This window comes from Roseburia sp. OF03-24 (assembly GCF_003463035.1).
Lineage (GTDB): Bacteria > Bacillota > Clostridia > Lachnospirales > Lachnospiraceae > Roseburia > Roseburia rectibacter.
In genome coordinates this window covers 90,964-114,226 of the sequence record NZ_QSCK01000001.1, presented here as the reverse complement: position 1 = coordinate 114,226, position 23,263 = coordinate 90,964, and the positions used below count along the sequence as shown (strand labels likewise).

The 23,263-nt window shown below is 43.1% G+C and carries 18 protein-coding genes; all 18 read left to right on the top strand.

What is annotated here, in order from left to right; translation table 11 throughout:
• Positions 1–20 precede the first annotated feature (20 nt).
• Positions 21–1,340: a vWA domain-containing protein gene (locus DXA60_RS00505; RefSeq protein WP_117918626.1), complete on the top strand. Its 1,320-nt coding sequence runs from the start codon at positions 21–23 to the stop codon at positions 1,338–1,340.
• The gene (locus tag DXA60_RS00500) at positions 1,330–1,800 is read left to right on the top strand and encodes a hypothetical protein (protein ID WP_117918624.1); all 471 of its coding nucleotides are present in this window, start codon (positions 1,330–1,332) and stop codon (positions 1,798–1,800) included. The genes DXA60_RS00505 and DXA60_RS00500 overlap by 11 nt, the downstream gene beginning before the upstream one ends.
• A 464-nt stretch (positions 1,801–2,264) precedes the next feature.
• On the top strand, positions 2,265–5,234 hold the full coding sequence (locus tag DXA60_RS00495) for an extracellular solute-binding protein (protein WP_117918622.1): 2,970 nt from the start codon (positions 2,265–2,267) through the stop codon (positions 5,232–5,234).
• Between the two features lie 32 nt (positions 5,235–5,266).
• Positions 5,267–6,199 carry a carbohydrate ABC transporter permease gene (locus tag DXA60_RS00490; RefSeq protein WP_241070948.1) on the top strand — a complete coding sequence of 311 codons (933 nt, stop codon included), beginning with the start codon at positions 5,267–5,269 and terminating at the stop codon, positions 6,197–6,199.
• Entirely contained in the window at positions 6,192–7,097 is a 906-nt protein-coding gene (locus DXA60_RS00485; protein WP_186899482.1) for a carbohydrate ABC transporter permease, read from the top strand. The genes DXA60_RS00490 and DXA60_RS00485 overlap by 8 nt, the downstream gene beginning before the upstream one ends.
• Positions 7,098–7,112: 15 nt before the next feature.
• Positions 7,113–8,591 carry an NHL repeat-containing protein gene (locus DXA60_RS00480; RefSeq protein ID WP_117918618.1) on the top strand — a complete coding sequence of 493 codons (1,479 nt, stop codon included), beginning with the start codon at positions 7,113–7,115 and terminating at the stop codon, positions 8,589–8,591.
• Positions 8,584–9,204, top strand: coding sequence for a Yip1 family protein (locus tag DXA60_RS00475; protein WP_117918616.1), 621 nt, complete (start codon positions 8,584–8,586; stop codon positions 9,202–9,204). The genes DXA60_RS00480 and DXA60_RS00475 overlap by 8 nt, the downstream gene beginning before the upstream one ends.
• A gap of 27 nt (positions 9,205–9,231) precedes the next feature.
• Positions 9,232–11,796 carry a DUF5696 domain-containing protein gene (locus DXA60_RS00470; protein ID WP_117918614.1) on the top strand — a complete coding sequence of 855 codons (2,565 nt, stop codon included), beginning with the start codon at positions 9,232–9,234 and terminating at the stop codon, positions 11,794–11,796.
• Complete coding sequence (locus DXA60_RS00465) at positions 11,796–12,704, top strand: carbohydrate ABC transporter permease (protein ID WP_117918612.1); 909 nt, start codon at positions 11,796–11,798, stop codon at positions 12,702–12,704. Before DXA60_RS00470 ends, DXA60_RS00465 begins: the two co-directional genes overlap by 1 nt.
• Before the next feature lie 16 nt (positions 12,705–12,720).
• The gene (locus DXA60_RS00460; RefSeq protein ID WP_117918610.1) at positions 12,721–13,689 is read left to right on the top strand and encodes a carbohydrate ABC transporter permease; all 969 of its coding nucleotides are present in this window, start codon (positions 12,721–12,723) and stop codon (positions 13,687–13,689) included.
• 51 nt (positions 13,690–13,740) lie between these two features.
• Positions 13,741–15,228: an ABC transporter substrate-binding protein gene (locus DXA60_RS00455; protein ID WP_117918608.1), complete on the top strand. Its 1,488-nt coding sequence runs from the start codon at positions 13,741–13,743 to the stop codon at positions 15,226–15,228.
• A 419-nt stretch (positions 15,229–15,647) separates the two neighbouring features.
• Positions 15,648–16,292 (top strand): YesL family protein, encoded by a 645-nt coding sequence (locus tag DXA60_RS00450; RefSeq protein WP_147345367.1) that lies wholly within the window; start codon positions 15,648–15,650, stop codon positions 16,290–16,292.
• Between the two features lie 22 nt (positions 16,293–16,314).
• Positions 16,315–17,328: a LacI family DNA-binding transcriptional regulator gene (locus tag DXA60_RS00445; protein WP_117918604.1), complete on the top strand. Its 1,014-nt coding sequence runs from the start codon at positions 16,315–16,317 to the stop codon at positions 17,326–17,328.
• A gap of 205 nt (positions 17,329–17,533) precedes the next feature.
• On the top strand, positions 17,534–18,556 hold the full coding sequence (locus tag DXA60_RS00440) for a glycoside hydrolase family 130 protein (RefSeq protein ID WP_117918602.1): 1,023 nt from the start codon (positions 17,534–17,536) through the stop codon (positions 18,554–18,556).
• Between the two features lie 23 nt (positions 18,557–18,579).
• Positions 18,580–19,932, top strand: coding sequence for a glycoside hydrolase family 5 protein (locus DXA60_RS00435; protein ID WP_243006709.1), 1,353 nt, complete (start codon positions 18,580–18,582; stop codon positions 19,930–19,932).
• Entirely contained in the window at positions 19,922–20,050 is a 129-nt protein-coding gene (locus tag DXA60_RS19410) for a hypothetical protein (protein ID WP_256451912.1), read from the top strand. Before DXA60_RS00435 ends, DXA60_RS19410 begins: the two co-directional genes overlap by 11 nt.
• A gap of 145 nt (positions 20,051–20,195) precedes the next feature.
• Positions 20,196–21,683, top strand: a complete 1,488-nt coding sequence (locus tag DXA60_RS00430) for an AAA family ATPase (RefSeq protein WP_117918598.1) — start codon at positions 20,196–20,198, stop codon at positions 21,681–21,683.
• Positions 21,684–21,726: 43 nt separating this feature from the next.
• A complete protein-coding gene (locus DXA60_RS00425) occupies positions 21,727–23,178 on the top strand; it encodes a nicotinate phosphoribosyltransferase (RefSeq protein ID WP_117918596.1) in 1,452 nt (483 codons plus the stop codon).
• Positions 23,179–23,263: the final 85 nt, after the last annotated feature.

Below are 23,263 nucleotides of genomic sequence, written 5' to 3'. Positions count from 1 at the left end.
TTGTATCAGAGGAGAAAAACGTGGCACATATACAGACGGAGTCAGAATGGCAGGAAGAGATGTCGGCAAAGATCATGGAGTTTGTACGGCATGAATTATATATGGAACTGCGGTATTTAAAACTGGCATTGTCGCAGTTACAGTTAAAAATTGATCCGAATCTGCGGGCATTTGCAACAGACGGTGCATATCTTTATGTAGCACCGGAATGGCTGATCGGGATTTTTGAAAAGAATGCGCTGTATTTAGACCGTGCATATCTGCATACGGTACTGCACTGCATTTTTTCGCATTTGTGGATCGGAGGAAGCAGGGACAGAAGGACATGGAATTTAGCATGTGATATCGCAGTGGAATATACGATCGACCAGATGCAGGCGGAATGTACAAAACGTATTTTAAGCTGGACGAGAAAACAGATGTATGACAGATTAAAAGAGCAGAAACAGGGGATCTCTGCAGCTGTGATATACCGGATGATCGAGGGGGATGAGTTAGAACAAAAGATTCTGCTGCAAAAGGAATTTTACACGGATGACCATTGTTATTGGCCGAAAAAAGAGGATGGACAGGCAAAGCAGGAACAGGCGGTAAGAAACCAGGATCAGTGGAATAAGATCGCAAGACAGACGAAGATGGAGCAGGAACTGCGTGGCGGTGAGACAACGGACGGTGAGGATTTATTTTTGGCACAGGCGACAGCAGAAAAAAGCAGAAGAAGTTATAAGGACTTTTTACAGCGTTTTTCGGTACTGCGTGAGGAAATCGGTGTAAACCAGGATGAGTTTGATCTGAATTATTATACATATGGATTGAAATTGTATGGAAATATGCCGTTAATGGAGCCGCTTGAGAGCCGGGAAGTCAAAAAGATCCGGGAGTTTGTGATCGCTATTGATACCAGCTATTCCACAAGCGGCACACTGGTGGAACAGTTTTTAAAGGAGACATTTTCGATACTGACACAGAAAAACAGTTTTTTTTCGCAGTCTAGGATACGTGTCATCCAATGTGATAACCAGATCCGGTCGGATATTGAATTAAAAAGTGAACGTGATATTACGGCACTGATGCAGGATTTTACGGTAGCAGGAGGCGGCAGTACGGATTTCCGGCCGGTATTTTCCTATGTCAATGACCTGATCGAATGTGGGGAGTTAAAAAATATTGGCGGTTTATTGTATTTTACGGATGGCAGGGGGATTTATCCGAAAGCAAGACCGGACTATCAGACAGCATTTTTATTTTTGGAGGACTATGATGATGCGGCGGTTCCGCCTTGGGCAATCCGGCTAAGACTTGAGCTGGAAGAATTTAAAGAAAAACGCAGTGCACCATGAAAATTGTGAAACAGGAAGCGGCATAGAGAATAAGTATGAGAAATTAAAACATGCGGTGGCAGAGGGCAGAAAAGTTCTGTTCTTCGGTACCGGAATCCGGGAAGAGTATACGATTCCCGGAACTTACTGCACGGATTTCTGGTGTTATCCGATGTTTGCGTCAATCTCCGAGAGCATGAACAGACCAAAACCGGTAGGAACGATGGGACTTTATATTCAGTCAGAACATCCGGCACTGGCAGAGTTTGTGACAGAAGAATATGAGACACCGCAGTGGTGGGATATCATAACGGATGCAAAAGCTGCAATTTTAGACGGAACAGATATCGAACCGATCGTCTGGGTGATCGATAATTTTAGAAGCTGCATGTTTTTTTGTGACAGGAAATTTTACAATCTGATAAAAAGGTATTTTCGCAGAAAATTCATGCAAAAAAAGTCCAGAAATTACAGTATTTGAGAAAAACGACAACTGTTATAATAAATTCTGTGTCAACAAATTAAAAATTATATGTTGTAATGCATAAAATTTTTTAAATTTAATTGTCAGACAACATGTAAAATATAACGAAAATAAGCGAAAATACATAGAGTAGTACTTATTTACCACACAACAGTTTCTGTGGATATTGCCTGAAAAGCAGCGTGGAAATAACTTAAAAAATTAAAAATTAAGTAAATATAAACAAAATATGAAAATTTAGTGAAATATATTCTACAAAAAAAGAAGTAGAAAAATGTGCAGATTATACAAAAATAATTGAAAATATTGACGCAAAATAATACAATATATATAATAAAAATTAAGTTAACGATAACTTAAATATTAACAAGGTTAACAAAGTTATCAAAGCTAACAAAGTTATCTTGGAGGGTTCGAAGGTTAGAAACACTGTTATAAATAAGAGGGGGATAGCTGTGAAGATGGGATTTTTGAAACAGGGGGTTTCGGGTGCACTGGCGGCAGTGATGATTTTTACATCCGGAGGGCTTTGTATAGGGCAGAGTGTGACACTTCATGCACAGACAAAGGCAAAGACATATGAGGATTATAAAAAGATCCTCAATTATACGGCGGAATATCAGGGGTATGAAGCATATAAGGAAGGGCTTGAAAATATAAAAAAGCCGGAAAAGTCTTATGAGATCAACGGTGCCGATTACATTGACTGTGCAGGTATGGAGCCGGAAGTTCTTACCGATTACGAGGGGATGGAAGGAACTTCTGTTTATACCGGAGAGAGCGGGATGCTTACCTATGAGGTAGACATTGCTGATGAGGGAATGTATGAATTTGGTATCTCTTATTATCCGGTAGAGGGAAATGGTTCTTCCATCCAGCGAAGTTTTTTTGTGGACGGCGAGCTTCCGTACCGGGAACTTTCACTGATCGAATTTTCCAGAGTCTGGGTAAATACCTCAGATATCTGGGATGAAGACAATCAGGGAAATGATTTAAAGCCTACGCAGGTGGAGTCACCTGAATGGCTTTTTTCACGGTTTTATGATCAGGATGGGTATGTGACGGAGCCGCTTTCAGTTTTCCTTACAAAGGGAAAACATGAGATCACTATCGTTTCACGCAGAGAGCCGATGATCCTTCATTCGATCTGCTTACAGAATGAAGAAAATCTTTTAGATTATCAGACGGTATATGAGCAGCAGCAAAAGGACGGAGCAGCCGATACCAGTGGGCAGTGCATTGAGATTCAGGCAGAACATGCGACAAAGAAATCATCCAGAATGCTCTATCCGGTACAGGACCAATCCTCACCGGCGATCACACCGTACAGTGCAAAAGTATTGAAAAATAACTCCATCGGTGGTAACAGCTGGAGACTGACAGGTCAGTGGATCGAATGGGAATTTGATGTGGAGGAGAATGGTTTTTACAATATCACCTTACATTCTAAACAGAATTTCGTAAAAGGAATCTATGTTTCCCGTAAGATCATGATCGATGGAGAAGTACCTTTTGAGGAATTAAATCATTATGGTTTTACTTATGACAGTACCTGGAAAATGACAACGCTCTCTGATCATGCAGGAGATGCATACCGGTTTTATCTGGATAAAGGACATCACACACTGCGCATGCAGGTGGTACTTGGAGATTTCGCCGGAGTTATCAGCGATGTGCAGAGCATTGTGACGGAGTTAAACAGTGAATACCGCAAGATCATAAGAATTACTGGTGTTTCACCGGATGAGTACCGTGATTATCAGATAGAAAAACGTCTGCCGGAGCTGGAGGGAGAACTGAAAGTGATCCGTGATGAACTTGATGAGGTGTTAGATACACTTGATACATTAGGAGTTGCCGGAAGCGAGGAGACAGTCATCATTACCATGAGGGATCAGCTAAATGAGATCCTGTGTGATACAGAAAAGATCACGAAAATGGTGAAGGCATTTAAAACAAATGTCAGTGCACTTGGAACCTGGATCACCAACGCACAGCAGCAGCCACTGCAGTTAGATGCCATCTATATTACTTCACCGGACCAGAAAGTGACGGAAGATAAGGGTTCCGTGGCAGCCAGTGTCGTGCACGAGTTTAAGAAATTATTTTATTCTTTTATCGTAGATTACAATGCAATCGGAAATGTTGCAGAGGAGGGCGAGGACAGCCGGACGATCACTGTGTGGATCGGAAGCGGACGTGACCAGGCGAATGTTATTAAGGCACTGATCGATGAGACATTTACACCGGAGACAAATATCAATGTCAATGTACAGCTTGTAGATATGAATACATTGCTGCAGGCAACGTTAGCCGGACAGGGACCGGATGTGGCACTTCAGGTAGCAAATGGCACGAATGGAACGGTAGCGACATCTTCCACCGGAACGACTGCATCATCAAATGATCTTCCGGTCAACTACGGACTCAGAAGTGCAGTTGTGGATCTGACACAGTTTTCCGATTATAAGGATGTGGTAAAACGCTTCCGTGAAAGCGCAGTGGAGTCGTTTATGTATGATGGGGCATTATACGCACTGCCGGAGACACAGTCATTTGAGATGATGTTCTACCGGAAAGATATTCTGAATGAACTTGGAATTGAGATACCAAAGACATGGGATGATATGAAGGTTGTATTATCTGAACTTTCCAAAAACCAGATGTCGCTTGGCATGCTGCCGACGGAACTGACTTTTACCAGTCTTTTATATCAGCACGATGGAGAGCTTTACAATGAAGATGCAACTGCATCTGCATTAGATTCGGATGAGGCGGTCAATGCATTTAAGACATACTGTGAGTTCTATACAGATTACAAATTAGACCGTGAGACTTCTGTGGAACAGCGTTTCCGTACCGGAGAATCACCGATCATCATTGCTGACTATACGACTTACAACGTACTTGAAGTATCAGCACCGGATATCAAAGGTTTATGGGGATTTACGGCACTGCCGGGTGTAAAAGAGGAAGACGGAACCATCAATAATACCTCTGCAAGCACAGGACTTGCATGTATGATGATGAGCGGAACAAAGGATAAGGAAGCTTCCTGGGAGTTTATGAAATGGTGGCTTTCTTCAGAGATACAGACTTCTTATGGCGAAGAGATGGAGGGGCTGATGGGTGAGGCAGCGCGTTATCCGACAGCAAACATCGAGGCATTTGCAAATCTTCCGTGGCCGACGGATGACTATGAAGCCTTAGAAGCCCAGTTTGCAAATGTAAAAGGAATCCGTCAGGTTCCGGGAAGCTATTTTACATGGCGAAATGTAAACAATGCGTTCTATACAGTTGTAGTTGCAGATGAAGATAAGAGGATGCAGCCAAGAGAAGCACTTTATGAATATCTCGAATACATCAATGCTGAGATCACAAGTAAACGCGAGGAGTTTGGTATGAAAACCGCGTCCGATACGAAACAGTAAATGTATATCGGACAAAGGGAATGGAGATTGGGATGGGAGAAACAAAGAAAATGCAAAAAAGGAGTAAGTGGCAGCAGACAAAACTGGAAATGAAAAAATACAAAATGTCCTATGTGATGATCGCACCGTATTTTATTCTTTTCTTCTTATTCACAGTTTTGCCGGTACTTGCCTCGATCGGGATCAGTTTTACCGATTTCAACATGTTAGAGACACCGAATTTTGTCGGCTGGAGAAATTATATCAAACTGCTTTTGGATGATGATGTTTTTAAGAAAGCATTCAAAAACACAATCATTTTTGCGGTGGTAACAGGACCGTTAAGTTATATCATGTGTTTCCTGTTTGCGTGGATCATCAATGAGTTTAAAGGAAAACTAAGAGCATTTCTGACATTGATCTTTTATGCACCGTCGATTTCAGGCAACGCCTTTATGGTATGGTCGATCATTATCTCCGGTGACCGTTACGGTTACTTAAATGGATGGCTGATGAAATGGTCATTTCTCTACGAGCCGATCCAGTGGATGAAAACAGAAAAATACGTACTGCCGATCCTCATTATCGTACAGCTATGGCTGAGTCTTGGAACCGGATTCTTAACCTTTATCGCAGGTTTACAGACCGTTGACAAGAGCCTTTATGAGGCGGGAGCGATGGATGGAATCAAAAACCGCTGGCAGGAATTGTGGTATATCACGATCCCGTCCATGCGGCCGCAGCTCATGTTTGGTGCAGTTATGCAGATCACACAGTCATTTGCAGTGGCGGATATTTCCATCAATCTTGCAGGAAATCCGAGTGTGAATTATTCTGGTGCGACGATCGTGACACATCTGATCGATTACGGCAGTGGTACCCGTTATGAGATGGGTTATGCATGTGCAATCGCAACTGTCCTGTTTGCATTGATGGTTGGAACGAACCAGCTTGTACAAAAAGCAATCAGAAGGGTGGGTGAATAGTTTGAAGCGTAAAAAAGATTACTATAAAAAACCATCCCGGTGGAAAATAAAACACACGAAACAGTTAAACCGTTCCATGGCGGGAAACACGATATTGTTTGTGATCATGGGAATCTGTGGTGTGTTCATGGCACTGCCGTTAGTAATGATCTTAAACAATGCATTAAAACCGTTAGATGAATTATTCCGCTATCCGCCGCAGATCTTTGTGCGGAACCCGTCACTGGATAACTTCAGTGATCTGTATGTACTGATGTCAAGTTCCTGGGTGCCTTTTACCAGATACGTGTTAAATACCCTGATCATTACAGGACTTGGAACCGTAGGACATGTGCTGTTTGCATCTTTGGCAGCATATCCGCTTGCAAAACATGATTTTCCGGGAAAGAAATTTTTATTCTCGATAGTCGTATTATCATTGATGTTTTCGTACAATGTTACCGCCATCCCGAACTACATGATCATTTCCTGGCTGGGGATCAACAATACATATTTAGCGGTAATCTTACCGGCATTTGCATATGGACTCGGACTTTACCTGATGAAACAGTTCATGGAGCAGATCCCGGATTCACTGATCGAATCGGCAAGACTTGACGGAGCCGGAGAGTTCCGGATCTTCTTTTCCATTATCATGCCGAATGTAAAGCCTGCATGGCTGACACTTGCGATCTTCCAGTTCCAGACATTATGGGCAAATACAGGAAGCGGATTTTTAAGAAGTGAGCAGTTAAAGCCTCTTCAGTATGCACTGTATCAGATCGTTGCAGGAGGGCCGGCAAGACAGGGAGCTGGTGCGGTAGTACAGCTTATCATTGCTGCAATACCGATCACGTTCTTTATCATATGCCAGAGTAACGTCATCGAGACGATGACCACGTCCGGTATGAAGGACTAACAGGGGGAGAAGAAAATGCCAGAAAAAGGAATGCGAAAGTGCATATTTGCGGCGGCAGCAGCAGTTGCAGTACTTCTTTCCGATATCGGGGGGACGGCTGTTTATGCCGGAGAGAATGTGCCTTATGAAACTTATAATTACGACTATTACGAAGATATCAAATACACACCGGCAGCTTATGTGCCGGATGGCACGGTAACGGGGGATGCCATCGGGTGCGGGAATTTTTCCAGTCCGCAGGACTTAAATACCGATGCAGACGGAAATGTCTATATCGCAGATACCGGAAATAACAGGATCGTTGTGACAGATGCCGGTTTCCGGTTAAAGACGGTGATCGAAGGGTTCTTAAATGATGGAAAGGAAGATACTTTTTCCTCTCCGAATGGAGTTTATATTTCAGAAAACGGATATCTGTATGTTGCAGATACCGGAAATTACCGTGTGGTAGAGTTAGATAAAGATGGAAATCTGATCCAGATCATTGAAAATCCACAGTCAGATATCCTTGGAGAAAATTATGTGTTTTCTCCGCTCAAGGTGGCTGTTGATTATGCAGACAGAATTTATGTCATAGCACAGAATCAGTTTGAGGGAATCATGGCATTTGATGCAGAGGGAAACTTTACCGGTTTTACCGGAACCATCAATGTGCAGATCACAACAGCAGAGATCATCTGGAGAAAGCTGTCCACAAAAGCACAGCGTGCCAAACAGCAGCTTTTTATTCCGACAGAATTTACCGGAATGGAGATCGACTCTGACGGTTTCGTTTATGCAACGAACGTGGACGCAGAGGGAGAACAGTCTGTACGCCGATTAAATCCAAGTGGTGAGGATGTGATCCAGAAAGGGGCTGCCGGGGTATCCGGAGATCTTACATGGCGGCTTACCGGCGACTATTCAGGAGCATCCCGCATCACTGATGTCGTGGTCAGGGATAAGGGAATCTATTCAATCATTGATTCCACGAGAGGAAGGATCTTCACCTACGACCACGAAGGCAATCTTCTCTATGTTTTTGGCGGTATCGGAAGCCAGGAGGGAACTTTTGACACACCGACTGCGATCGATACGATCGGAGATGAGATCATTGTATTAGATGGTTCAAAAAACCTTGTGGATAAATACAGAGCAACAAATTATGGCTCCCTGATCAATCAGGCGGTCGGTCTCCGTTACGACGGTGACGAGGTAAGTGCTGTGGAGTGCTGGAAGGAAGTTTTAAAATTAGATTCCAACTTTGAGCTTGCCTATGTCGGAATCGGAAAAAGTTACCTTGCCGCAGGGGAAAACAAAAAAGCAATGGAGTGCTTTAAGACCGGAAACAACAGACAGTATTATTCCATCGCATATAAGCGTTACCGGAATGAAATCTTAAAGGAAAACCTGGCAGGTTATCTGACCGGAGCACTGATCCTTATTATTCTTTTGATACTTTGGAATAAGACAGGTAAAAAGAAATGGAAAGAGAGGAGGGCGTCTCATGTTTAAGGAAAAAGTAAAGTATGCATTTTATACACTGGGGCATCCGTCCGATGGTTTTTACGAGATCAGACACCGTGGCAGAGGAAGCGTGGGACTCTCTATTCTGTTTGTTTTTCTGTTTGCAGTCTGTTTTTCGGCAAACAGACAGTATGCGGGGTTTGTGGTCAATCATGTGAATCCGATGGAGATCAACAGCCTTGCTGAGATCTGTGCAGTATTTCTTTTATTCCTTTTATTCTGTGTCGGAAACTGGTCGATCACCTGTCTGATGGATGGGGAAGGAAGATTTAAGGATATCGTTACAGTGTGCGGTTACGCAATGCTTCCAATGATACTTACATTTATTCCGGCGATCCTGTTTTCACAGGTAGTGGCAGAAGATGAAGAAGCATTTTATTATCTGCTCTTAGCAGTCGGGATCGCATGGTTTTTGTTCCTGGTGCTGGTGGGTATCATGACGGTACATAATTATACACTGGGAAAAACACTTGCAACCATGATACTGACTTTTATTGCAATGCTGATCATTATTTTTGTGGTAATGCTTTTATTTTCACTGATCGGTCAGGTGGTCGCATTTGTAGAGAGTCTCTATAACGAGATCATGCTGCGTATATAGAAAATGGGGGCAGAAATGGAGTTTACTATGAAACGGAAAATAAAATGGAAAGTGGTTGTAGCCGCAGGGGCAGCGGTCATAGCCGTGGGTGTGATCGCAAATGTCGTATTCCGTTATTTCAGATATGATGCGTACAAACAGTATCTTTCTTCCTATGAAGTGGAGAGCGGAAGCGAATTTCAGGCAGCAAAAGATGATAAAACATGTGTACCTGGCATGGTCTTAGTTGCAGAAAACGATACGTTAAAACTTTATACCAACACAGAGACGACAGAGATCGCGGTTTATGAAAAAGAATCCGGTAATATTACTTATTCCAATCCGGTGGGACGTGATTCTGATGCGATCGCTTCCGGGGTAAATGCGGCAGAACTGAGCGCAACACTAACACTTACCTATTACAATGCGGCAAGGAACAGTGCTACGATGAACAATTATGATATGAGCATCGAAAAAGGACAGTTCACAGCAGAGAGCATTGAAAATGGTATCCGCTATACATATACACTTGCGGATCTTGATTCGGCAACCGGAATCGTGCCGTTACAGATCACAGAGGAACGTCTGCAGACACTGGTGTTAGATAAGCTGGATAAGAAAGATGCCAGGACGGTAAAAGCAAAGTTCCGTCTGAAAGACGGGGTATATAAACTGAATGAAAAGGCGCAGTCCTCAAAAGTCGGAATGGGAAAATTAAATAAATTATTCGAACAGGCAGGATACACTGCAGATGACTATGCAGTAGATATGGCAGAGACGGATGAGAAAGAGAATATTTCCTTTACCATTCCACTTGAGTACCGCCTGACAGACAATGGACTTAGCGTATCTGTTCCGACAAAAGAGATCGAGGAAAAAGGCGGAGCTGTAATTTCAAGAATAAGGGTTCTGCCATTCTTCGGGGCAGCGGGAACGGATGCGGATGGTTATATGTTTGTGCCGGACGGATCAGGAGCACTGATCAATTTAAATAATGGATGTAAAAATGCTGCATACAGCCAGAACATCTATGGAATCGATCCGGTTGTGCAGAGTTACGTTGTGACAGAATATACGGAGGATGCAAGGATTCCGGTATTCGGAATGAAAAACGGTGACAGCGCATTTTTAGGCAGGATCACAGGTGGTGATGCACTTGCGATCGTAAATGCAGATGTATCCGGAAAACTCAACAGTTACAATTATGTTTATCCGGAGTTCTGCGTCAGAGAGATTGAGCTTTTAAATATGTTTGGTGTCAGCGGAAACCAGGCAGACGTACCGGTACTTGAAAATAATATTTACGATGAAAATCTTACCGTATGTTATTCCTTCCTTTCCGGAAATAAGGCAGATTATTCCGGTATGGCAAAATGTTACCGGGATCAGCTCATCAAAGAGGGTACCTTAAAGGAGACAAACGAAACCGGAGATATTCCATTGTACTTAGATGTTCTTGGCGGTGTGGAGATGAAAAAACATGTGATGGGTGTTCCTTACACAGGAATCTCTGCGATGACCACTTACGAGGAAGCGGAAAAGATCTTAGAGGAGTTTTACGGCGAGGATATCACAAAGATCCGTATGAATTACGAAGGCTGGTTCAACGGCGGCATCTATCATGATGTGGCAGATAAGATCAAACTGGTTAAGAAAGTCGGAAGTAAAAAAGAACTTGAACATTTAAGTGATGTTTTAGAGGAAAACGGTGGAGCTTTATATGGAAATGTTTCATTCCAGAAAGTACCTTATACTTCGAAACGTTTTAATGATGTGCTTGAGGCATCCAAATATTATTCCGGTTATGTGGTAGAACTCGGAGCCGTAAACCCGGCGACAATGCGTCAGACAAGTACCTTAGAATGGTATGATGAGCTTGCATATTATATGATCTCACCGAAGTTTTTAAACCGTTATGTAGATCAATTTACAGGTAAGATCACAAATTACGATATCAGCGGTATCTGTTTAAGGGATCTTTCCAATGTTCTTGCCTCTGACAAAAAGAGAACAGAACTGATCGACAGACAGGCAGCGAAACAGATTGTGGAAGCACAATATGGAAAACTTGCGGCGACAGAAAAGACACTGATGGAAGAGGGCGGCAACGCATACACATTTGGTTATGTGTCCGACATCATTGACGCGCCGGTAGAATACAGCCAGTTTTATATCATTGATGAGCAGATCCCATTTTACCAGATGGTCATTCATGGAAGTATTGATTACTCCGGGGAGGCACTGAACCTTAGGGATGCAGATATTGATGATGCGCTTCTTCTTACTTATATCGAGTATGGATGTGCACCGAGATTTACATTTTCCTGGGAAGATTCCAGCATTATGAAATATACTTCCTCGGCAGACCAGTATTCCACCTGTTATCAGACCTGGATGGAAGATGCCATAAATGCATACCAGACGATCAATGGGGCATTAAAACAGGTGCAGGGAGCAGCAATGGTTCATCACGAAGTGACAGATGACGGTCTTGTTAAGACAGAATATGACAACGGCGTTTCTATTTACATTAATAAAACAGATAAGAGTATCACAGAGGGCGGTGTGACCGTAGATGCAATGAGTTATCAGGTAAAGGGAGGTAAGGCATAATGAAGAAAAAGAAAAAGTTATCGTTATTGCAGAAACGTGCCCTGACAGGTTTTGCATTTATCACACCGTGGCTGATCGGATTTTTATGGTTTTATGTAAAAAGCCTGATCCAGGCAGTGCGGTTTAGTTTAAGCAAAATGGAGATGCTTGAATCCGGTGGATATACGTTAAAGTTTACCGGACTTGATAATTTCAAATATGCACTGTTTCAGGACCCGACTTACAACCAGATCTTAGCAACTTCCATTCGGGATATCATCATTGATGTTCCGTTGATCATCTTTTTCAGTCTGTTCATCGCGATGATCTGTAATGGAAAGTTTAAGGGGAGAACACTTGTCCGTGCAATCTTATTTTTGCCTATCATCATGAATGCCGGAGCGATTAATAATGCAATCGAGATGGCAAGGGAGGCAGTTACCGGCGGTGTTGCAGCAGTATCTGCGGAGGCGGCAGTTGCATCGGGTGTAAATGTAGATTATTTTATGAGCCTGTTTATGGATCTTGGATTTCCGGTCGCATTGCTCGACTACATCACAGCGGCAGTCGGAAGGATTTTCGATATCGTGCAGGCATCCGGTGTGCAGATCATCATTTTTATTGCAGCATTGCAGTCAGTGCCGGGAGCGTTATATGAGGTTGCAAAGATCGAGGGTGCAACAGGATATGAGACATTCTGGAAAGTAACTTTCCCGATGGTATCTCCGCTTATCATCACAAATGTTGTGTATACGATCGTTGATTCTTTCGTAGACAGTGATGTTGTGGAAAAAGCATATGATATGGCATTTGTCAACTTTGACTGGGGTGTGAGTGTAGCGATGAGTTTACTTAGCTCCGTGATCGTCATCACATTGCTGATCATTGTATGTAAACTGATTTCAAAGAAAGTATTTTACTATAATTAGGGGGGTGGCAGAGTATATGAATATCAGAAATTTAAAAGACCAGCCTCTCGATGAGATTCAGGTAAAAAAAGCAGGAAGACAGATCAAAGGTTTTCTGATCGGGCTGCTTAAAGTTGTGATCATTATCGGTATTTCCTACATTATATTAGGACCGCTGATCACGATCATTGCAAATTCATTTTTTACGGCAAATGACCTCTACAATCCGGTCGTCATGCTGCTTCCGGCAGAGGGTACGCTGCAGAATTACATCACTTCTTTTACAAGAATGACGTATCCGAGAACACTTGCGACAACATTTGCATATGTGATCTCACTGACACTGATCCAGATTCTGATCTGTTCCATGGCAGGGTATGGATTTGCAAGATATGAGTTTCCGTTTAAAAAAGTATTGTTCGGCTGTGTGATCTTAACGATCGTCATTCCAAATGATACATTGATGCTTCCGCTATACACACAGTTCCGTAACTTTGATATCTTTGGAATATTACATCTTGTGACAGGACATGGCATCAATCTTTTAAGCACGGAAGTCCCGATGTATATTATGACAGCATTAGGCTGTGGACTGCGGTCAGGACTTTATATTTATATTTTTAACCAGTTTTTCCGCGGACTGCCAAAGGAGATTGAAGAAGCAGCGGTTGTGGATGGTGCAGGATCGTTTTACACGTATTTTCGTATCATGTTAGTCAATGCGATGCCGTCTGTACTGACTGTCAGCATTTTCTCACTGGTATGGCAGTACAATGATACATTTTATGCAAAATTATTTTCCATCAACTCAAAACTTTTAATGAGTATGAGAATTTCTACTTTAAGGGCATCGATCGAGTTTATCGATCAGATCAAAGATACAGCGGTATCACAGCTTTATCTGTATGCCGGAATCGTGCTGATGGTAATACCGATCGTCATTATTTACATTTTATTACAGAAGCGTTTTATCGAGGGAGCCAGCCGCAGCGGTATCGTTGGCTAGCATGGTAACTTCGGAAACATATATTTTTATTTATAAGAAGGAGGTTTTCACATGAGAAGGAAAACAGTTGGAAACAAGGTGGTTTCAGTACTTTTAGCAGGTGCACTTGCAGCATCACTTACAGCATGCGGTGGAAATACTGCTAACACGGGGGCAGATGCAGGAAATAACGCAGCAGATGCTGGCGCGAAGGAAGAAACGAACAGTGCAGAGAGCGAAACAGCAGCAGATACTGAGGAAGGCTCTGATGCAGCAGTGGCTGACAGCGGTTATGAGGCAAAGGATTTAGGAGGAAGAACCATAAAGATCGGTCTCTGGTGGGATGAATACTGGGACAGCAATTATCAGTCTCTGGATGATATTGAGGCAGCAGGCGGCTCCTGGACAAATGAGGAGACTATGCAGATGAAATTGGATGCAGTCCGTGCCGTAGAGGAAAAATGGAACTGCAAGATCGAATGGGTAAATCTTGGCTGGGATGGAATCATCGACAGTATCAATACCTCTGTCACAGCAGGTACACCGGACTGCGATATCTATCTGACAGATCTTCAGTTTGGTATCTCACCGGTTGCAAACGGATATGTACAGAAAATTTCTGATTATGCACCGGCTGATTCTGATATCATGACAGACGGAACCGTATTTACAAAACAGAACCTGCTTGGTAATGATGATTATTTATTCCATGAATCAACCACGATCCCATCCGGCGCAATGTATATGACATACAATGCAGCCATGATCGATTCCTTAGGTTTAGAGGCTCCGGAATCCCTTGCAGAAAAAGGAGAGTGGACCTGGGATAAATTCGCAGAATACGCAAAAGCATGCACACAGGATACTGACGGTGACGGCAACATGGATGTATATGGATACGGCAGCGCATGGACACTGACGGTTCAGGGCTTCTGCGCATCGAACAATGCTACGATCGCAGATTCCGACACAGAAGGTTTAAGTGATCCTAAGACAGTTGAGGCATTCAACTTTATCGATCAGTTATACAATGTAGATAAATCTGCAAGACCTTATCAGGATGACTGGAACAACGATCTTTTAGCTTTCTCTTCCGGAAAAGTAGCTTTCGCATTTGCACAGCCATGGATCTTAATCCAGGAGATCGACAATCATGATTTTGATATGAGAATCTGCCCGGCACCGGTTGGACCAAGCGGAGATGGAAGCATGACACCTGCTATGATCACAAACAACTACATGATTCCGGTTGGTGTTGAGGATGCAACTTCTGTTTACTGTGTATTTGAGGAGATGATGAACTGGTATCATGATGATATTTCTTACCGTGATGATCCTGAGTGGTTTGAGTCCGGTTTCGTTGATGAGGATCAGGTTGCACTTGCAAACAAACTTGGTGCACTTGCAAACAATGATCTCTGGAACAGTATTGACTCTGAGGGTGCAGTCAGCAAAGTATTTTACGGTGATGTTGTAAATGGCGACAGCACAGTATCACAGGCGATTGAGTCTAACAAACAGATCTTACAGGATGAGATTGATACATTAAAGATCCAGTAATATGTGATTCTGATTCGGATGACAAATGGTATGCCATGTTGAGTGATTGGCAGATTGATAAAGTCACTGCTGATTTTGTTCCAATGTACGAGAATAAGAAAAACTAAGTATACCTGATATAGTTTATGGCAGAGTGACGTGTACGTCTTAAATGTGCCTTCCATGGCACATTAAGACTTGCGCTGCCTTCCGTGGCAGCACAACACTGTATGTTGACAGGTATACTAAGATTTTCTAATTCTCTTCCAAAGTCACAAAATAATCTGTGCCTTTATCAATCTGCCAAACGCTGCGTGGTATAACTAACCATTTGTAATCCGGATCGGAATTAAAATATTCCGGCGAAAAGAATTGTGCAAAACAAATATCTGACCGATATTTATCTTGCAGAATTTTTTTCAGGGAAAGGGACAGAAAGTATGAATAGTATGTTTGGACCGGAGACGAAGTTTTTTAAGGTAACGAATAAGATTGGAAATATACTTCTGGTGTCGGTCTTATGGCTGATCGGATGCATTCCGGTTGTTACGATCGGAACATCGACGATCGCAATGTATTATGCAATGGTAAAAGCTGTGCGGTGTGAGGAAGGATATGTGTCAAAAGAGTTTATCCGTTCTTACCGGCAGAATTTAAAAACGGGGATACTGCTGACGGTTATTTTTCTTGTGTTAGCGGCAGTGTTGTGGCTTGATCACAGTTATACGGTAAAGCAGATATCGATCATGGCAGGGGCGCTTGAAATGGTATATCTGTTACTTGCGTTTGTGATCGCAGGGATCGTGCTTTATCTGTTCCCGGTGTTGTCGAGATTTACGATGGATGCATTTTCGTGCTTTAAACTGGCATTGTTTATGGTCTTTAAACATTTTCCGACGACTATTTTACTTTTACTGATCGTAACAGCCGGCATAGTGTCTGCATTATTGATCCCGGTTCCGATGATCTTTGTTATGCCGGGTGTATGCTGTTATGTGGGAAGTTTCCTTATGGAGAGGATTTTGAGAAAATATATGGCAAAACCGGAAACAAAAGAAGACGAAGAAAAATGGTATTACCGGTAAGCGGTTTTTAGGAGGAATTCAGATGGCAAACGTGACTATGCGTGATATTGCGGAAAAGCTGGGAATAAGCATCGTTTCCGTATCGAAGGCACTCACGGGAAAAGCTGGAGTCAGTGAGGAACTTCGTGAAAAAATAAAAAAAGAAGCCGACAGGCTTGGATATCGTTATAACCTTGGGGCAAAAGGATTGAAAGAGGGGAAAAATTATAATGTTGGTGTAATTATCCCTTCCTATTATACAGATGATACGAGCAATGCTTTTTATGTGAAAATGTATCAGTGTGTTGCAAAATGTCTGACCAATTATGATTATGCGACAATGCTTGAACTGGCTGATACGCGGATGCAGGAAATGATGATCCTGCCACAGATCGTGGACGACAACCGGTTAGACGGGATGATCTTAATGGGGGAGCTGGATGAATCGTATCTGGAAAAACTCAGACAGACTAATCTACCGATGATCTATATGGATTTCTATGATCTTTCCATGGAGACGGATTCCGTCAGTATGGACAATATCAGTGCAGAATACAAGATGACAGAGTATCTGATCGGACTTGGACATAAAAAAATAGCCTATGTTGGTTCTATTGATGCTACCACGAGTATCATGGACCGGTATTTGGGATACAGAAGGGCATTACATCATTACAACATCCCTTACAGGGAGGACTATCTGATAGAGGACAGGGGAGCAGATCGGTTATTTAAAGAACTGGTTCTGCCGGAAGATATGCCGACGGCATTTGTCTGCAATAATGATGAGATAGCATGTATATTGATCGAAAAGTTAGAAAAGATGGGGTATCGTGTGCCGGAGGATATTTCGGTCACAGGTTTTGATAATTATCCGTTCATCCGGCGTAATGCGTCGGGACTCACGACTGTGGATGTGGATATCGCTATGATGGCATCTGAGGGAGTAGAACTTTTATTAGAACGCCTCAATGAAAAAAGAGAAACATTTGTGAGACGTGTGGTAAGTGGTCATATCGTGATCCGGGAATCAACCGGAAGAGTGGCGGAGCCGTAACGGTTTCGAAATGACTGTTAATCGGCGACAGAGCCGTAAATCAGTCAGAGATACCGTAAAAAGCGGTTGACAGGGGTATAAATGAAATGATTCAGAAACGGCAGAAAACAGATGCCGCTATGAATAAAAATGGAGAAGGATCGCACAGGTTTTAGATACAAAATAAAAATATAAAATGAAAGTCTGTGCAGAATGGAGGAGCAAGATGGGAAATGTAAAAATGATCAGTCCGGCAGTGCCAAACATGCCGTGGCAGGAGAGACCGGAGAAAATCGTGAATGCGCCGGTATGGCGTTATAAGGAGAATCCGATCATTGGAAGAAATCCGGTAGAAGGGGTGGCAAGGATTTTTAACAGTGCTGTCATACCGTATGAAGGAAAGTTCATCGGTGTGTTCCGCGGGGAGCAGACAAATGGAATACCATATGTTTATTTAGGAAGAAGTGAAGATGGTATTCACTGGGATTTTGAGAAAGATAAAGTACGCTTTGTCGATGAAGACGGAAACGATTTTATGCCGGTATATGCATATGATCCGCGGCTGGTAAAAGTAGAAGATACCTATTATATTATCTGGTGTGGCGATTTTTATGGTGCAGCGATCGGAATGGCTAAGACAAAGGACTTTAAGACATTTACCAGGATTGAAAATCCATTTCTGCCATTTAATCGGAATGCAGTGCTGTTCCCGCGTAAGGTAAATGGAAATTTCCTGATGTTGTCAAGACCGTCCGACAGCGGACATACACCGTTTGGTGATATCTTTATCAGTGAGAGCAAAGATCTTACTTACTGGGGAAAACACCGTCATGTGATGGGACGCGGCAATGAATGGTGGGAGTCTTTAAAGATCGGCGGCGGAGCAGCACCGATCGAATTGGAAGATAGCTGGCTGCTGTTTTATCATGGTGTCAGTGGAACCTGTAACGGATATGTATACTCGATCGGCGGAGCAATCTTAGATAAAGAAAATCCATCTATCGTAAAATACCGCTGTACGGATTTCCTGTTGACACCGGAAGAATGGTATGAGGAACGCGGATTTGTTCCGAATGTCTGCTTCCCATGTGCAACGATCCACGACTCTGCAACCGGAAGAATTGCAATTTACTACGGTGCTGCGGACAGTTATGTCGGTCTTGCATTTACAACAGCAGACGAGATTGTAACATATATCAAGGAACACAGTGTAACAGGGGAATCCGATACGGAGATCGGAAGAAGATAAGTTCCTCTGAAATGGAGATTGTTATGAAGTTAAATAAATTGGGAAAGTTAGCCGCCTTGTGCGTGGCAGGATGTATGCTGCTTAGCGGCTGTGGAACAGGAGATCCGGCGGATAAAGTAACAGAGACCGGAAGTGCTGCTGATGTGGCGGCAGAAAAGAATGAAAATGCAGAAGATACAGAAGTGAAAGACGTGTCAACAGAAGATGTGGTGGCAGAACAGGATAATTCAGAGACAGAAATGGAGGATGCTGGGGTGACAATACCAGAAGTTGTGATCGAACCGAAGGAGATACCGGATACAGACGGAATGGCATTTGTGCGGAATATGAAAGTCGGCTGGAATCTCGGTAATACATTTGATGCAATTACAAATGCGCAGAAAGAGGATGAACTTAGTATTGAGTGGTCATGGTGCGGTGAAAAGACAACAAAAGAGATGATCGATGCAGTGAAAGCAGCAGGATTTCAGACGCTGCGTCTGCCGGTATCATGGCATAATCATGTATCCGGGGATCAATATACGATCAGTGCGGCATGGCTTGACCGTGTGCAGGAAGTTTTAGATTATGCGATAGATAACGATATGTATGTGATCTTAAATATCCATCATGATACGGATCTCGAATACTGTTATCCGGATAAAGAGCATTTAGAACAGTCTCTTTCCTACATGACATCCATCTGGGAGCAGCTTGCCGACCGCTTTGGAGGTTATGATGATCATGTGATCTTTGAGAGCATCAACGAGCCGCGGCTGAAAGATACTGATCATGAGTGGTGGCTGGATATGAATGCTGCGGAATGTGTGGAGGCAGTAGAATGTATCAATGAATGGAACCAGAACTTTGTGGATGTTGTGCGGAAAACCGGAGGCAATAATGCTATACGCTATCTGATGGTGCCGGGTTATGATGCGTCGGCGGACGGAGTCTTAAATGACAAGTTTGTACTGCCGTCAGATACTGCCGGAAATGATGGGAAGATCATTGTTTCTGTGCATGCTTATATCCCATATCATTTTGCACTGCAGGCTGCAGCGGAAAATGAGAGCACAGATCATTTTGATGCTTCCGACAAGACAAGTACCAATGATATCGATCAGATGATGGAAAAACTGTATGCAAAATACATCAGTAATGAGATACCGGTTATGATCGGAGAGTTCGGTTCCCGTGACAAAAACGGAAACCTGCAGAGCCGTGTAGATTGTACTGCATACTATGTTGCTGCAGCACGCGCTTACGGCATGAGCTGCAACTGGTGGGATAATAATGCATTCACAGGGGACGGAGAGTTATTTGGACTTCTTGACCGTAAGACAGTTACCTGGAGATACCCGGAGATCGTGGATGCAATGATGAAGTATGCTGAATAAGGTGTTGCTGATTAGGAACAGAAATGTTCTCGATGTAAGAGCATCGTTAAAAGTTGGGTTGCAGATGGCACCGGAGTATGATATGGATGTGATTCTTAAGAATCTTGAAGGAAGATAAGGGTATAGTATGAAAAAGCAGGCAGGCAAATCGTAAAGATTGTGTTTGCCTGTCTTTTTTTGAAATAAAATCCAAAAATGATTGGAAAAACAGCAAAAATGTATTAAGATAGTAGGCGAACAAATAAAGGAACGAGATTTCGAAAATGAATATAAAACAGGCAAAAGAAGAAATTAAGCATACGGTGATGGCGTATCTTGCGAAAGACGCACAGGGAGAGTACCGTATCCCTGCGATCAGACAGCGTCCGATCCTTCTGATGGGACCGCCCGGCATTGGAAAGACGCAGATCATGGAACAGATCGCCGCAGAGTGTAAGATCGGACTGGTCGCCTATACGATCACTCATCATACGAGACAGAGTGCAGTCGGACTTCCGATGATAAAAGAGGAGTCTTTTGAAGGAAAGACATATTCTGTTACGGAATATACCATGAGTGAGATCATTGCAAGTATTTACCGCAAGATGAAGAAAACCGGGCAGAAAGAGGGAATCCTGTTTATTGATGAGATTAACTGTGTCTCAGAGACATTGGCGCCGACGATGCTGCAGTTTTTACAGTGTAAGACGTTTGGCAACCAGGCGATCCCGGAAGGCTGGCTGATCGTTGCAGCCGGAAACCCGCCGGAATACAACAAGTCAGTCCGCGATTTTGATATGGTCACCTTAGATCGTGTGCGTTATCTGAATATTGAGGCTGATTATAAGGTATGGAAAGAATATGCGAGGGCAAAACATCTCCACAATGCCATTTTAAGTTATCTGGAACTCAGACAGAAAAATTTTTACCGCGTGGAGGCAGATGTGGATGGTATCCGCTTTGTGACAGCGCGTGGCTGGGAAGATTTGAGCAATCTGATGCAGGTTTATGAGGAGATGGATCTGCCGGTGGATGAGGGTGTCATCCGTGAGTTTATCCATCATGAGGATGTGGCGGAAGATGCAGCGGCATATTTTGAACTGTACCGCAAGTACCGGGATGACTATGGGATCACAGATATCCTTGCGGGCAGGATAAGACCGGAGACATTTGCAAGGATTTACGCGGCATCATTCGATGAGAGACTGAGTGTGGTCAATCTTTTGCTGGATGGTCTGTCTGCATTTTTTGTAAAAGTGCAGGAAAAGAAAAAGATCACGGATAACTGGTATGAATTTTTAAAAGAATATCAAAGACATCTGAAAGAGGGCGAAGCACCGGCAGACTGTTATCAGGCATTGCTTGAGGAGAAAATGGCAATGGTAGAAGCAGAAAAACAGGCGGAGCTTTGTACGAAGGCACAGGCAGCCGGATGGGAACAGATATTTGCTCTCTGGAAAGAAAATATGCCGGATAAAGGTCTGGATGCAAAGGAAAGTTTTGCGCAGGCGAAGACAGGATTTGATATCCAAAGAGAGACATTAGAGGAATCAGAGCAGGATGCATCGGATGCGTTAGAGCATGCATTTGATTTTATGGAACAGGCATTTGAGGATGGTGAGGAGATGGTTGTGTTTGTGACAGAATTGACCTTGTCACCGGAAGCGGCAATGTTTTTGGCGGAGCATACCTGTGATCGGTATATGACATATAATGAACAGCTTCTGATCGGAAAACGGAAAAGAGAACTGTTATCGGAATTGAAACGATAGGAAATACACCCTGCGCAGCAAGGTGCAGGCATGGAGGATTATGATGAAACAGAGTGAAACAAGAAATCTTACAATGATGATGGATCTGTATGAAATGACGATGGCAAATGGTTATTTTAACGATCAGGACAAGGATACGAGAGTTGCATTTGATGTATTTTACCGCAGTAATCCGGACGGCGGTGGATTTGCGATCTTTGCAGGATTAGAGCAGATTTTGGAGTACATTGAAAATCTTCATTTTGATGAGGAGGACATTGCATATTTCCGTTCACTTCACATTTTTACCGAAGATTTTCTCACTTATCTGAAAGATTTTAAATTCAGCGGTGATATTTATGCGTTCCGGGAAGGAACGATCATGTACCCGAATGAGCCGGTCATTACGGTAGTTGCACCGTTAATCGATGCACAGCTTATTGAGACAGCACTGCTTGCACAGGTCAATCATCAGTCGCTGATCGCAACAAAAACAAGACGTATCGTGAGTGCGGCAGAGGGACGTGCAGTTTCTGATTTTGGTGCACGCCGTGCCCATAATATGGATGCTGCAGTTTATGGCGCCAGAGCTGCTTATATCGGAGGCGCTGTCGGAACGGCAACTGTGCTTGCCGGTCAGATGTTTGATATTCCGGTCAGCGGGACCATGGCACATAGCTGGGTGATGTATTATAAGGATGAATTTGAGGCATTTAAACATTATGCAGAGAATTATCCGGATGGGACAGTGCTTTTAGTGGATACTTATGATGTCATCGGTTCCGGTATCCCGAATGCGATCCGTGTGGCAAAAGAAGTTTTAGAGCCGATGGGAAAAAGATTAAAGGGAATCCGTATCGACAGCGGTGACCTTGCATACCTTTCCAAAAAAATCCGTAAGATGTTAGATGATGTGGGATTAGAGGATTGCAAGATCGTTGTTTCAAACAGCTTAGATGAGTATACGATTACATCCATTTTACAGCAGGGCGGAAAGATCGACAGTTTTGGTGTCGGTGAACGTCTGATTACTGCAAAATCAGATCCTGTCTTTGGTGCCGTATATAAGATTTCGGCAGTGGAGGAAAACGGTACATTTGCTCCGCGTATCAAGATCTCAGAAAATGTGGAGAAGATCACAAATCCGGGACTCAAAGATGTGTACCGTATCTATGATGAAGCAGGACACTCCGTTGCGGATCTGATCACAAAGGCAGGAGAGAAAGTTGATATGTCTGTGCCATACCGCTATGCGGATCCGGTAAAACCATGGAAAAACCGTTCTTTTGAAAACTGCACAGCGAAAAAACTTCAGCAGCAGGTCGTAAAGGCAGGAAAACGTATCGTGGAGCCGGAAACCTTAGAAGATATCAGAGCTTATGTGGAAAAACAGCTTAATACCGAAGTGTGGGAAGAAGAACAGCGTTTTGAAAATCCACATGAACATTATCTGGATATGAGTCCGGCATATTACGAGATGAAGATGGATATGCTGCATGAATCACGCACCAGATAAAGTGTGTGCAGACGGATATGCTGCATGCATTGTGCAAAAATAAGACGTGTGCAGATACAGATAAGCAGTGTATCATGAGATTGTA

Bases quoted from the DNA above. Each gene is read 5' to 3' on its own strand.
- DXA60_RS00470 (WP_117918614.1), top strand. From the start codon at position 9,232: ATGAAACGGAAAATAAAATGGAAAGTGGTTGTAGCCGCAGGGGCAGCG.
- DXA60_RS00435 (WP_243006709.1), top strand. From the start codon at position 18,580: ATGAAGTTAAATAAATTGGGAAAGTTAGCCGCCTTGTGCGTGGCAGGA.
- DXA60_RS00455 (WP_117918608.1), top strand. From the start codon at position 13,741: ATGAGAAGGAAAACAGTTGGAAACAAGGTGGTTTCAGTACTTTTAGCA.
- DXA60_RS00440 (WP_117918602.1), top strand. From the start codon at position 17,534: ATGGGAAATGTAAAAATGATCAGTCCGGCAGTGCCAAACATGCCGTGG.
- DXA60_RS00490 (WP_241070948.1), top strand. From the start codon at position 5,267: ATGGGAGAAACAAAGAAAATGCAAAAAAGGAGTAAGTGGCAGCAGACA.
- DXA60_RS00425 (WP_117918596.1), top strand. From the start codon at position 21,727: ATGAAACAGAGTGAAACAAGAAATCTTACAATGATGATGGATCTGTAT.
- DXA60_RS19410 (WP_256451912.1), top strand. From the start codon at position 19,922: ATGCTGAATAAGGTGTTGCTGATTAGGAACAGAAATGTTCTCGATGTA.
- DXA60_RS00445 (WP_117918604.1), top strand. From the start codon at position 16,315: ATGGCAAACGTGACTATGCGTGATATTGCGGAAAAGCTGGGAATAAGC.
- DXA60_RS00495 (WP_117918622.1), top strand. From the start codon at position 2,265: ATGGGATTTTTGAAACAGGGGGTTTCGGGTGCACTGGCGGCAGTGATG.
- DXA60_RS00465 (WP_117918612.1), top strand. From the start codon at position 11,796: ATGAAGAAAAAGAAAAAGTTATCGTTATTGCAGAAACGTGCCCTGACA.
- DXA60_RS00475 (WP_117918616.1), top strand. From the start codon at position 8,584: ATGTTTAAGGAAAAAGTAAAGTATGCATTTTATACACTGGGGCATCCG.
- DXA60_RS00480 (WP_117918618.1), top strand. From the start codon at position 7,113: ATGCCAGAAAAAGGAATGCGAAAGTGCATATTTGCGGCGGCAGCAGCA.
- DXA60_RS00460 (WP_117918610.1), top strand. From the start codon at position 12,721: ATGAATATCAGAAATTTAAAAGACCAGCCTCTCGATGAGATTCAGGTA.
- DXA60_RS00430 (WP_117918598.1), top strand. From the start codon at position 20,196: ATGAATATAAAACAGGCAAAAGAAGAAATTAAGCATACGGTGATGGCG.
- DXA60_RS00450 (WP_147345367.1), top strand. From the start codon at position 15,648: ATGAATAGTATGTTTGGACCGGAGACGAAGTTTTTTAAGGTAACGAAT.